This is a genomic window from Rhizobium sp. AAP116, assembly GCF_001295785.1.
Lineage (GTDB): Bacteria > Pseudomonadota > Alphaproteobacteria > Rhizobiales > Rhizobiaceae > Allorhizobium.
This window is the reverse complement of record NZ_LJIB01000025.1, coordinates 156,180-168,362: the sequence shown is the minus strand read 5'-3', so window position 1 is coordinate 168,362 and position 12,183 is coordinate 156,180. Positions and strand designations below refer to the sequence as shown.

Genomic DNA, 12,183 nt, shown 5'->3' with positions numbered 1-12,183 from the left:
GAGTGCAGACAGCATGAACAAGAAGAATGGAGTGATGGCGGGCCTGTCGCTTCTGACCGTCCTGACACTTGCGAGCCCCGCTCCCGCAAACGACAGCAGCTATACGGATCTTGACCTCGATGCCTGTGAGACATTGGCAGAGGACCCGATGGGCGTATCGCTGAAGTGCGATGGTTACGGCGAGTTTCCCGTCTACTTCAAGGAGGGCGACCTTCGGCAGAGCGTGATCTTCGGCAAGGTCGATCGGGAACTCATCGAGGGCGCCTTCGAGAGCTTTTCTGCCTTCAACCGGGTCAATACGAAGATCGAGTGGCGACTCAATGGGACGGGCACGCCGGTGGCGGCAATCTTGCGCTGGTTCATCGAAAACCCGGGACCCAGCGGATCACCCAGCCCGGAAAGCACAGGCCAGGTTCTTGTCATTTCTCGCGTCGGAACGGCAGCCTATCCGGGCTCCTGCTTCGTCGGGATGGTGGATGCGAAGGCGACCGCCGACGCAAACAGGGTGGCCAGACAGGTGGCAGACGATATTGCTGACACTTTCGACTGCGGCATGCAGCCACCGGAATGGTATGGCAAGCGCGGCGACCTGACCAGTGAGCGCACCTTCAGTTGGCCCGAGGGTTACGTCGTTGACTGAGGCAAACGCGGTCAGTTCCAGATGAAGCCAAGCTTCTTCAGGTGCACGTCGTCGAAGTCTTCCATCCCCTCGACGGCATCCGTACCGCCGTTCGTCCGGAAGAAATTTGCGGCAATCTCGCTGTCTTCAAGGCACCAGACGACCATGCCGTTGCAGCCCAGCGATTTCAAAATCCGCCGCGCCTCGTGGAACAGCTGGTAACCGAGCCCGATACCCTGATATTCGGGCCGGAGATACAACTCATAGATCTCGCCCTCATGCGGCAAGACGCGCGCTCTGTTGTAGCCGAGGGAAGCATAACCAGCGACTTGACCCGCCACTTCGGCAACAAGGATCGTGGCGGGGCCGCGCGTTGCCTTGCGCCACCAGCTTTCGCCGCGGCGCTCGACCATACGGGTCAGCGCACGATAGGGAATGATACCGGAATAGGCGTGCATCCAGGCATTGCGATGAGCATCCGCGATCGCGGCGGCATCACCGGGGCCTGCCAAGCGCATGTCGATCGACAACGTCTTCATAACGTAAACCCACTCTGGCGCGCCTCCTGATGAGACGCGGAGCCTGGACCTGCATCGGCCCAACGAGAAAATTTAACGCTTTTTTAAGATTACTCGCAAGGCGGAAGGCGGAGGATGCACAAACAAAACCCCGGCCTTTTGGACCGGGGTTTCAAAACGAAACATATTTTCAGAGACTTGCGCCTCAGATGGCAGCCTTGGACTTTTCCATGCGCTTGCGATCGTTCGCATCGAGGAACATCTTGCGCAGGCGGATCGACTTCGGCGTGACTTCCATCAGCTCGTCGTCCTGGATCCAGGAGAGCGCACGATCGAGCGTCATGCGGATCGGCGGGGTCAGCTTGACGGCTTCGTCCTTGCCGGCAGAGCGGATGTTGGTCAACTGCTTGCCCTTGAGAACGTTGACTTCGAGGTCGTTGTCACGCGTGTGGATGCCGATGATCATGCCGGCATAAACCTTTTCACCTGGCTCGATGATCATCGGGCCGCGGTCTTCCAGGTTGAACATCGCGTAGGCAACAGCTTCACCCGACTGGTTGGACAGCAGAACGCCGTTGACGCGACCGGTGATCGCACCCTTGTAAGGCTGGTAGTCGTGGAACAGGCGGTTCATGATCGCCGTGCCGCGCGTATCGGTCAGGAGTTCCGACTGGTAGCCGATCAGGCCACGGGTCGGTGCGTAGAAGCGCAGACGAACGCGGCTGCCGCCGGACGGGCGAAGCTCGACCATTTCAGCCTTGCGCTCGGACATCTTCTGAACGACGACACCGGAATGCTCTTCATCGACGTCGATCACGACTTCTTCGATCGGCTCCATAGTCTGGCCGCTCTCGTCCTTGTGCATGACGACGCGCGGACGCGAAACGGCAAGCTCGAAGCCTTCGCGACGCATGGTCTCGATGAGAACGGCGAGCTGCAATTCGCCACGGCCCGACACGAAGAAGGAATCCTTGCCGTCGGATTCTTCGATCTTCAGAGCGACATTGCCTTCAGCTTCCTTGAACAGGCGATCGCGGATGACGCGGCTCGTGACCTTGTCACCTTCCGTGCCGGCAAGCGGGCTGTCATTGACGAGGAAGGACATGGTGACGGTCGGCGGATCGATCGGCTGTGCCGTCATGGCTTCGGTGATCGACGGATCGCAGAACGTATCAGCAACCGTGCCCTTCGAAAGGCCGGCGATGGCGACGATGTCACCAGCATGGGCTTCTTCGATCGGCTGGCGCTCGATGCCGCGGAACGCGAGGATCTTCGAAATACGGCCGGTTTCAACGGTCTTGCCATCCTGGGCGAGAACCTTGACAGCCTGGTTCGGCTTGATCGAGCCGGAAGCGATACGACCGGTTATGATGCGACCGAGGAAGGGGTTGGCTTCGAGAAGCGTTCCGATCATGCGGAACGGGCCTTCTTCGACGTTAGGCTCCGGAACATGCTCGAGCACGAGGTCGAGAAGCGGCGCGAGACCGGCATCCTTCGGACCTTCCGGGTTCACGTTCATCCAGCCATCGCGACCAGAGCCGTACAGGATCGGGAAGTCGAGCTGATCGTCGGTCGCATCAAGATTGGCGAAGAGGTCGAAGACTTCGTTGATGACTTCTTCGTGGCGGCCGTCCGGACGGTCGATCTTGTTGATCGCGACGATCGGGCGAAGACCGACCTTCAGCGCCTTGCCGACGACGAACTTGGTCTGCGGCATCGGGCCTTCCGAGGAGTCGACCAGAACGATCGCGCCGTCCACCATCGAGAGGATACGCTCAACTTCACCGCCGAAGTCGGCGTGACCGGGCGTATCGACGATGTTGATGCGGTGACCCTTCCACTCGATCGAAGTCGCCTTGGCCAGGATCGTGATGCCACGTTCCTTTTCGAGGTCGTTCGAATCCATCATGCGCTCGGCGGTGCGCTGGTTCTCACGGAAGGACCCCGACTGCTTCAGAAGCTCGTCCACAAGGGTCGTTTTTCCATGGTCGACGTGCGCGATAATCGCGATGTTGCGCATTTTCATGTTTGTGATCTCTGATAGCTGGGGCGCAATACGGGAGAGTGGCGCCGATTTACTTTGGCGCGCTCATACCTTGTTTTTTGCATTTGCGAAAGGGGGAAACGCCCGATGCGCCGGCGATGGTTACCGCCGACGGCAAATTCGGATGCACTGCAAGCCTTAAGCGGCAAGCCCTTTCTTCTTCAGCATCGCCTCCGGGCTTGGCAGCTTGCCGCGGAATGCCTTGTAGGCATCCTCCGGATCGACCGATCCACCCGAGGCATAAATGTGGGTCTTGAGCTTCGATGCCATCTCCGGATCGAAGGGATCGCCGGTCTCCTCGAAGGCCGAGAAGGCGTCGGCATCGAGGACTTCCGACCACATGTAGGAATAGTAGCCGGCAGAATAGCCGTCACCGGAAAACACATGCTGGAAGTGCGGCGTGGCGTGGCGCATGACGATCGAAGCGGGCATGCCGATCTTCTCGAGCACCTCGGCCTGCACCACAATCGGGTCTTCGACCGCCCCGCGTGTGTGGAAGGCCATATCAACCAGCGCCGACGAGGTGAATTCGACGGTGTTGAAGCCCGCGTTGAAGGTTCGGGCGGCGAGCACCTTGTCGAGCAATGCCTGCGGCATCGGTTCGCCGGTCTGGTAGTGGACCGCATAGGTCTTGAGGATTTGCGGCACCGTCAGCCAGTGTTCGTAGAGCTGCGACGGCAGTTCGACGAAGTCTCGTGATACGCCCGTGCCCGAGACAGAAGGATAGGTGACATCCGACAACATGCCATGCGCGGCGTGGCCGAATTCGTGGAAGAGTGTGCGGGCATCGTCGAGTGACAGCAGCGCCGGTTTGCCGGCTTCGGGCTTGGCGAAATTGCAGACATTGTAGATAATCGGCAGCTCACCCTGGCGGCCGTTCTTCAGCGGCAGCCGGTGCTGCGCCTGGAAACTGCTCATCCAGGCACCCGAGCGCTTCGATGAACGGGCGAAATAGTCACCGAGGAAAAGCGCCACCAGCTTGTCGTTCCGGTCGCGGATCTCGAAGACCCGCACATCCGGATGATAGCCAACGACATTGGCAAGCGGCACGGCGCGGATGCCGAAGATGCGGCCCGCGACGTCGAAGCAGGCCTCGATGATCTTTTCGAGTTGCAGATAGGGCTTCAGTTCGGTTTCGGAAAAATTGAACTTCTGTGCCCGGAGCTTTTCGGCGTAGTGGCGCCAGTCCCAAGGCGCGACGTCATGGTTCTTTCCCTCTTCAGCAATCAAGGCGGCAAGCTCGGCCTCTTCGGCGCGCGCCTGAGAGACCGCTTTTTCCCAGACCTGCATCAGGAGACCGTTCACCGCTTCCGGTGTCTTCGCCATCGTGTTGTCGAGCTTGTAGGAGGCAAAGTCCTTGTAGCCGAGCAGAGCCGCCTTCTCTGCCCTGAGAGCCAGGGTTTCCTTGACGATTTCCCGGTTGTCCGTTGCCCCGCCATTGATGCCGCGCGAGGTCCACGCCTTGAAGGCGATCTCGCGCAGGTCGCGACGTTCGGAGAAGGTGAGGAAGGGCTCGATGATCGACCGCGACAGTGTCACCACATGGCTGTGTCCGCCGCCATGGGCGGCAGCCGCAGACGCCATGGCATCGCGCAGGAAGGCGGGGATACCAGCGAGATCCTCCTCGCCGACAAGTGGCAGGGTCCACGACGATTCGTCGGCGAGGACGTTCTGGCCGAAACTGGCACCGAGGCTCGCGAGCCTTTCGTTGATCGCCGCCAGACGCTCCTGCTCGGCCTTCGGCAACTTGGCACCCGCTTTCACGAAGCCCTTCCAGTGGCGTTCCAGAACGCGGGTCTGCTCAACCGTCAGCCCGAGATCCGCCTGGCGTGTCCAGAGGTCATCGATGCGGCGGAACAGCGCCGCGTTCATGCCGATCTTCGAATAGTGGCGCGACATCTTCGGCGCGATCTCGCGCTCCAGAGCCTGGATGTCGGGATTGGTATGGGCACCGGCACGGTTCCAGAACAGGGCCGACACACGGGAGAGCGCGTCGCCCGCGATTTCCAGCGCAACGATCGTGTTCGCGAAAGTCACCGGTTCAGGATTGTTCGCGATCGCATCGATTTCTGCGTCATGCTCTTTCAGCGCCGCGTCAAAGGCCGGCGCATAGTCGTTGTCGCCAACCTTCTCGAACTGCGGCAGGCCATGCGGCCCCTGCCACTCGGTGACGGCGGGATTGAAAACATACGACTGGACCATGCGAAAACCTCCTGAAGCTTCGCGCTGCAAAGGAGCGAAGCACTGATTTTCCTCCATGTTATCCCGGCAACATATGGGTGAGCACGCAAAAATCGGTGAACAAGGCAGAATTTTTCCACCACGGGTTCAGGCGCTGATTGACGTAGTTTCGAATAAGAACATAGATCGATATATCCTATGAAAGGACGGTCACGGCCATGGAAATCTTTCCGATCCAACCGGTAGGCGCATCCTCCCTTCGCGTCAAAGAAAGCAGCCCGCAATCCAATGTCGGCCTACCCGAGCTTTCGCCGCAGGTAGCGGTCTCGAAAGAAACCGAGGTTTTCGAAGAGGCGTTGTCGGTCTTCGCCAACATGACGCCCCGCCGCTTGCGCGAGATTGCGTCGGAGAGCTTTCAGCGGGAAGAGATCGACGCCGACACCTATCGCGAACTCTCGACGGAGCTGCCCTTGCAGATCGTCGATCGCAACGGCAAGATGATGGATCTGTCCACACTGACCGACGACTCCCATTTCGACTATGCTGAATACTACCGGACACAGCAGTCGCTTGCCGAGATGATCGGCGACATGGACATGGCGGGCTCCTATTCGAAGGTTCTGGATTTCTTTTCGAAATCGACCTGATCGCGCAGGAAGCGACAATTGGCACTCGATCCCGGACCACAATCGCACTAAGTCATCAGCAGGAGGCGCCGCAGTGGCGCCTTTCTTCTTGATTCCGGACGAGTTCTGATGACACCGATGCGCATGAGCGAGCGTCGCACCACCTTCCTCGGTGCTTTCCTGACCACGCTCGGCCCAATCTCCATGGCCATCTACACACCGGCCATGCCAGAGCTGGTACGCGCCTTCGGCACGACCGATGCAGCAATCAAACTCAGCCTCTCGATGTTCTTTGCCGGATTCGCGCTTGCCCAGCTGGTCGCAGGCCCCCTCGCTGATGCGCTCGGACGCAAGAAGGCGACGTTGATCTTTCTGGCAATCTATCTCGTTGGATCACTTCTCGCGACGCTGGCCCCCAGCGTCGAGTTCATCCTCGCCGCGCGCCTCGTTCAGGGCATCGGCGCTTCCGTCGGCGTTGTCGTCGGGCGCGCGATCGTTCGAGACCTCTACACCGGCGCGGATGCCTCCCGCATTCTCAACACGATCGGCATCTTTCTCGCGGTGGGCCCGGCCATGGGGCCAACCCTCGGCGGGCTGACGCTCGCCGCTTTCGGCTGGAATGCGGTTTTCCTGCTGATGGTCGCCTTCGGCCTGGTGGCGATGGCCTTCACGGTGTTTCTGCTCCGGGAAACAATCGTCCCGGACATGGGTCGTTTGCGGCCCAGCCGGTTGTGGCGCAACTATATCGAGGTCGCCCGCAATGCCCGCTTCCTCGCAGCATCGCTCGTCCTGAGTGGCACTATCGGCGCGCTCTATGCGCAGTCGACCATGTTGCCCTTCGTCCTGATCAACGAGGTCGGCCTGACACCGACCGCGTTTGGTTTGGGCATGCTGATGCAATCAGGCGCATACCTCGCAGGATCGCTCACCCTGAAACTCGTCTCCCGAAAGATTTCGGGGCTGACGGCGTCTCGGATCGGCATAGCCCTCTGCGGCCTGGGCGCTGTCATCATGGCGCTTTCGGTCGCATTCGTGCCGCCCTTCTTCCTTTCCGTCATGGCCCCGGTGGCCGTCTGCACCTTCGGTCTGGCCTTCCTGAGCCCCCATGTCGTGATGACGAGCATGGCTCCCTTCCCGCATATTGCGGGATCGGCATCCGCCTTAACCGGTTTCCTGCAGATGAGCGCAGGCTTTGCCGGCGGGGTTATCGCCGCATCGATCGGCGATCCCTTGACCGCCTTCGGCATCATCATACCCTTCATGGAACTGAGCGCTGTCGCCGGTTTCTTCTGGCTCCGCCACCTCGAACGCAAGGCATGAAAAAGCCCGCCTCCCCCGAGGGGGAGACGGGCGATCTTGAATGTCTGAACTGGCTTATTTGCCGAGATTGCGCTTGGCGAGCGTGCGCAGCCGAAGCGCGTTCAGCTTGATGAAGCCGGCGGCGTCCTTCTGGTCGTAGGCGCCCTGGTCGTCTTCGAAGGTGACGAGCTGGTCGGAATAGAGCGACTTCGTCGATTCACGGCCGATGACCATGACATTGCCCTTGTAGAGCTTCAGCGTCACTTCGCCTTCGACATGCTCCTGGCTCTTGTCGATGAGAGCCTGCAGCATTTCGCGCTCCGGCGAGAACCAGAAGCCGTAATAGATCAGCTCGGCGTAACGCGGCATGATCTCGTCCTTGAGGTGGGCTGCACCACGGTCGAGCGTGATCGATTCGATCGCACGGTGTGCCGAAAGAAGGATCGTGCCGCCGGGGGTCTCGTAGACGCCGCGCGACTTCATACCGACGAAGCGGTTCTCGACGAGGTCGAGACGGCCGATACCGTTGTCACGGCCATAGGTGTTGAGTTCAGCCAAGAGCGTGGCCGGGCTCATACGGACGCCATTGATCGAGACGGCATCACCCTTTTCGAAGCCGACCTTGATGATCGTGGCCTTGTCCGGTGCGGCTTCCGGCGAGATCGTGCGCATATGCACGTATTCCGGCGCTTCGACGGACGGATCCTCGAGAACCTTGCCCTCGGACGAGGAGTGCAAGAGATTGGCATCGACGGAGAACGGCGCTTCGCCCTTCTTGTCCTTGGCAACAGGGATCTGGTTCTGCTCGGCGAAGGCGAGCAGATCGGTGCGGCTCTTGAACGCCCAGTCGCGCCAGGGTGCGATGATCTTGATGTCGGGGTTCAGCGCATAGGCCGAGAGTTCGAAACGAACCTGGTCATTGCCCTTGCCGGTCGCGCCGTGGGCGATGGCATCGGCGCCGGTCTTCTTGGCGATGTCGATCAGGTGCTTGGAGATCAGCGGACGGGCGATCGAAGTGCCGAGCAGGTAGACGCCTTCATAGACGGCATTGGCGCGGAACATCGGGAAGACGAAATCACGCACGAACTCTTCGCGCACGTCCTCGATGAAGATCTCCTTGATACCGAGCATCTCGGCCTTCTTGCGGGCCGGCTCGAGCTCTTCGCCCTGGCCGAGATCGGCGGTGAAGGTCACGACTTCAGCACCGAGTTCGGTCTGGAGCCATTTCAGGATGATCGAGGTGTCGAGACCGCCGGAATAAGCGAGGACGACTTTCTTCACGTCTTTGGGGAGTGCCATGTCGATGTTCCGTCTGGAAGGAGCGAGGCTCAAACCCCGCCTGGATCAAGAATGGCGGCACTTTTAGCGAGATTCCGCTGACGTGCAAGGGCGGGAGGCAACTGGGTTAGAGATGGCGACCGATATTCATGCGCCGGTGAAGGATCCGGATCAGCACTATGGAATGCGACGTCTCTCGATAGATGAGGTAGTGGGATTGATACGCTACGCTGAGATAGGCTTACCTAAGTCCGGGAATTTTCCGGCCATAGCGTCGTCCCTCGCAGATTTCTTGAAGGTTGCGCCTGATCCCAAGCGTGTATGCAATCGCCTGATCCAAACCCCAACGCTCTTCGGTGTAGTCGAAGAGCGCGTCGAGGTCGTGAGCAGCCCGCGGCGAAACAATCAGGGGCTTCATTCGGCGGCGGAGCGGCGAGGCTTGCGATCGATGAACTCATCAAAGTCAAACGGCTGCGGCTGACCAGAGGCCTCACCCTCATCGATAGCAGCCTGGATAGCGGCCAGGCCATCCACCTCATCGCGCAGCAATGCGAGGGCAGCCTCAATGACCTCGGCTTCCGAGGCATAATCTCCAGCAGAAATTTTGGCTTCGATGAACTCCGCCAGTTCCCCCGAGACCGTGACGGTCGTAAACTTGTTCATGGGCAGCATTGCCTCCATCGAGCGCTGTCACGTTGACGATGTCAGGGCAGGGTACCATATCGCGACCAGCCACAACACTACAGGTTCTGAAGGAGTTCGCCATGACGACCCAGCATCCCGCGCTCGAAAAAGGTCATGTCGCCGTCATCACCGGCGCCGCCTCGGGCATCGGCCTCGCCACCGCCAAGGCATTTGCTGGCATGGGTCTCTGCGTCGTTCTGGTTGACCTCGAAGGCGACCAGCTGGCCGCGGCAGCCCTGGAGGTTGCAGCACTTTCCGCTAGTGGTGACACGGATGTCGTTGCAATAGGCACAGATGTGTCGAAACTGGACGAACTCGAAGCGCTGGAGCGCGCCGTCATCCAGCGTTTCGGACGCGTGCATGTGCTGATGAACAATGCGGGTATCCAGCCGGGCAGTGCGCTGTTCGGTCCGCAAGCCAACTGGGACAATGTGCTCGGCGTCAACCTGATGGCCGTCATCAATGGCACCCGCACCTTCGGCCCGGGCATGGTCGCCCACAAGGATGCGGCCCTCATCATCAACACAGGCTCCAAGCAGGGCATCACGACGCCCCCGGGCGACCCGGCCTACAATATCTCGAAGGCCGGCGTGAAAGCTTTCACCGAAGCGCTTCAGCACGAGCTGCGCAACACGCCGGACTGCAATGTTACCGCCCACCTGCTGATCCCCGGCTTCGTCTTCACGGGCCTGACGGCGAACGGCCGCACCGAGAAGCCGTCCGGCGCATGGACGCCGGAAGAGACTGTCGAGTTCATGCTGGAAAGCCTTGTCAGTGGCGACTTCTATATTCTCTGCCCGGATAACGATGTGAACCGCGCGCTGGACGAGAAGCGCATCGCCTGGGCTGCCGGTGACATCATCGAGAACCGGCCGCCGCTGTCGCGTTGGCATCCCGATTATGCTGACGCCTTCAAGACCTATCTCTCCGTCCCGAAAGGCTGATTGGCAAGGTAGATGAAGGCCGCTAAGGATGAAGCACCCGCAGGTCGCGGGTGCTTCGACATGCGGTGACATCAATGGATTTTATCCCGAGCCTTCCCGTCTTTCTTGCCTTCAGTCTTGCACTTCTGCTGCTAGCGATCACGCCCGGTCCCGACATGACGCTGTGGATCAGCCGCTCCCTACGCGACGGTCGGACGATTGGCCTGATGACGCTCGCCGGAACCAGCTTCGGGATCTCGATCCACACCATGCTGGTCGCCTTCGGCATTTCGGCCCTCATTGTCGCCTCGCCGACGGCATTTATGCTCCTGAAGACCGGGGGAGCTGCCTATCTGCTCTGGCTCGCTCTGCAGGCTGTCAGGCACGGCTCGAACTTCGTCATCAAGGCGGATGGTGATGCGGTCGTCTCGAAGAAGGGCGCCTTCCTGAACGGGCTCTGGGTCAATCTCCTGAACCCCAAGGTCATCATCTTCTTCATGACCTTCCTGCCGCAATTCGTCACCGCCACCGACCCAAACGTGACGGGCAAGCTGATCTTCCTCGGCATGTGGTCTATCATCCTGTCGCTGCCGATCGGCGTCGGCATCGTCTATGGAGCGGATTTCATGTCGAGCTGGCTGCAGACGAACCGCAAGGTGCTGCGTGGCATCGACTATACCTTCGCCGGCGTCTTCTCGATCTTCGCGGTGAAGATCTTCATGACGCAGGCCAAGTAGGATCGAAAGCGGGACAACCGTCCCGCCTCACCCTCAATCGTCGTCTTCGCCGTGATTGGCGATCATCATCGCTTCAAACGCCAGACGCTCGGTCTTGCGCATGCGCTCCGATTCCGTTTTCAGCTGACCACAGGCAGCAAGAATATCGCGGCCACGCGGTGTGCGGATCGGCGAGGCAAAACCGGCCTGATTGATGAAGTCCGCGAATTTCTCGATCTGCGCCCAGTCCGAGCACTGGTAATTGGTGCCGGGCCAGGGATTGAACGGGATGAGATTGATCTTCGCCGGCACGCCCTTGAGCAACTGGATCAGCCCCTTGGCATCCTCGAGGCTGTCGTTGACGTCCTTCAGCATCACATATTCGAAGGTGATGCGGCGGGCATTCGACAAGCCCGGATAGTTGCGACAGGCTTCGATCAGCTCCTTCAGCGGATACTTCTTGTTGATCGGCACCAGCATGTCGCGGAGCTCATCGCGCACGGCATGCAGCGAGATCGCCAGCATCACGCCGATCTCTTCGCCGGTCCGGTAGATCTCCGGTACGACGCCGGAAGTCGACAGCGTGACGCGACGCTTGGACAGCGACAGGCCGTCGCCATCAGTCGCGATCAGCAGCGCCTTCTTCACCTCTTCGAAATTGTAAAGCGGCTCGCCCATGCCCATCATGACGATGTTGGTGATCTTGCGATCGCTCGACGGCATCATCGTGCCGACGGGAATTTCACGGTCCGGGAAATCGCCGAGACGGTCACGGGCAAGCAGAAGCTGCGAGAGGATTTCCTCGGCCGTCAGGTTGCGCACCAGCTTCTGGGTGCCGGTGTGACAGAAGGAACAGGTCAGCGTGCAGCCGACCTGGCTCGAGATACAGAGCGTACCGCGTCCTTCTTCCGGGATATAGACGCTTTCCACCTCGACCGGACGGCCGGCACCGCGCGGAGGAAAGCGCAGCAGCCACTTGCGAGTGCCGTCGTTGGACACCTGCTCCTCGACAATTTCCGGGCGCGCGATCGTGAAATGCGTCTTCAGCATTTCACGCATGTCCTTGGAGACATTCGCCATGTGATCGAAGTCGGAGATGCCGCGAACGTAGAGCCAGTTCCAGATCTGCGCCACGCGCATCTTGATCTGCTTCTCGGGCACACCCTTGTCCCGCAGAGCAGCGCCCAAGGCTTCACGATCGAGGCCGATGAGGCTCGGTTTCTCAAGGGAAGCGGCCGGGCGAAGCGGGGCCGCAGTCTGGCTACGCTCTGGAAGCGTCACGGTGACAGTCATCG

The 12,183-nt window shown here is 60.1% G+C and carries 11 protein-coding genes; 5 read left to right on the top strand and 6 right to left on the bottom strand.

Annotated features, from left to right (window positions below; translation table 11 throughout):
* Window positions 1-13: 13 nt before the first annotated feature.
* Window positions 14-640, top strand: coding sequence for a hypothetical protein (locus tag IP85_RS14375; protein WP_054150363.1), 627 nt, complete (start codon window positions 14-16; stop codon window positions 638-640).
* Window positions 641-651: 11 nt separating this feature from the next.
* Here the strand turns inward: IP85_RS14375 and IP85_RS14370 are convergent, their stop codons facing one another.
* The 3 genes from IP85_RS14370 to IP85_RS14360 all read right to left on the bottom strand — a co-directional run bounded on the left by IP85_RS14370 (window position 652) and on the right by IP85_RS14360 (window position 5,383).
* Entirely contained in the window at window positions 652-1,158 is a 507-nt protein-coding gene (locus IP85_RS14370; RefSeq protein ID WP_054150362.1) for a GNAT family N-acetyltransferase, read from the bottom strand.
* A 184-nt stretch (window positions 1,159-1,342) separates the two neighbouring features.
* Window positions 1,343-3,163: a translational GTPase TypA gene (gene typA, locus IP85_RS14365; RefSeq protein ID WP_054150361.1), complete on the bottom strand. Its 1,821-nt coding sequence runs from the start codon at window positions 3,161-3,163 to the stop codon at window positions 1,343-1,345.
* A gap of 156 nt (window positions 3,164-3,319) precedes the next feature.
* Window positions 3,320-5,383, bottom strand: coding sequence for a M3 family metallopeptidase (locus IP85_RS14360; protein ID WP_054150360.1), 2,064 nt, complete (start codon window positions 5,381-5,383; stop codon window positions 3,320-3,322).
* A 197-nt stretch (window positions 5,384-5,580) separates the two neighbouring features.
* On the opposite strand from IP85_RS14360, the gene IP85_RS14355 reads away from it, so the two are divergent.
* The gene (locus tag IP85_RS14355; RefSeq protein WP_054150359.1) at window positions 5,581-6,009 is read left to right on the top strand and encodes a hypothetical protein; all 429 of its coding nucleotides are present in this window, start codon (window positions 5,581-5,583) and stop codon (window positions 6,007-6,009) included.
* Between the two features lie 108 nt (window positions 6,010-6,117).
* Window positions 6,118-7,308 carry a multidrug effflux MFS transporter gene (locus IP85_RS14350; protein WP_054150358.1) on the top strand — a complete coding sequence of 397 codons (1,191 nt, stop codon included), beginning with the start codon at window positions 6,118-6,120 and terminating at the stop codon, window positions 7,306-7,308.
* A 54-nt stretch (window positions 7,309-7,362) separates the two neighbouring features.
* Here the strand turns inward: IP85_RS14350 and IP85_RS14345 are convergent, their stop codons facing one another.
* Both IP85_RS14345 and IP85_RS14340 read right to left on the bottom strand, forming a co-directional pair.
* Window positions 7,363-8,586 carry an argininosuccinate synthase gene (locus tag IP85_RS14345; RefSeq protein ID WP_054150357.1) on the bottom strand — a complete coding sequence of 408 codons (1,224 nt, stop codon included), beginning with the start codon at window positions 8,584-8,586 and terminating at the stop codon, window positions 7,363-7,365.
* Window positions 8,587-8,979: 393 nt separating this feature from the next.
* The gene (locus tag IP85_RS14340) at window positions 8,980-9,228 is read right to left on the bottom strand and encodes a type II toxin-antitoxin system ParD family antitoxin (protein ID WP_054150438.1); all 249 of its coding nucleotides are present in this window, start codon (window positions 9,226-9,228) and stop codon (window positions 8,980-8,982) included.
* A gap of 101 nt (window positions 9,229-9,329) precedes the next feature.
* On the opposite strand from IP85_RS14340, the gene IP85_RS14335 reads away from it, so the two are divergent.
* Window positions 9,330-10,193 (top strand): SDR family NAD(P)-dependent oxidoreductase, encoded by an 864-nt coding sequence (locus IP85_RS14335; RefSeq protein WP_054150356.1) that lies wholly within the window; start codon window positions 9,330-9,332, stop codon window positions 10,191-10,193.
* Window positions 10,194-10,267: 74 nt separating this feature from the next.
* Window positions 10,268-10,909, top strand: a complete 642-nt coding sequence (locus IP85_RS14330; protein WP_054150355.1) for a LysE family translocator — start codon at window positions 10,268-10,270, stop codon at window positions 10,907-10,909.
* A 33-nt stretch (window positions 10,910-10,942) separates the two neighbouring features.
* Here IP85_RS14330 and rlmN read toward each other — a convergent pair whose 3' ends face one another.
* Window positions 10,943-12,181 (bottom strand): 23S rRNA (adenine(2503)-C(2))-methyltransferase RlmN, encoded by a 1,239-nt coding sequence (rlmN, locus tag IP85_RS14325; protein WP_156322909.1) that lies wholly within the window; start codon window positions 12,179-12,181, stop codon window positions 10,943-10,945.
* Window positions 12,182-12,183 lie beyond the last annotated feature (2 nt).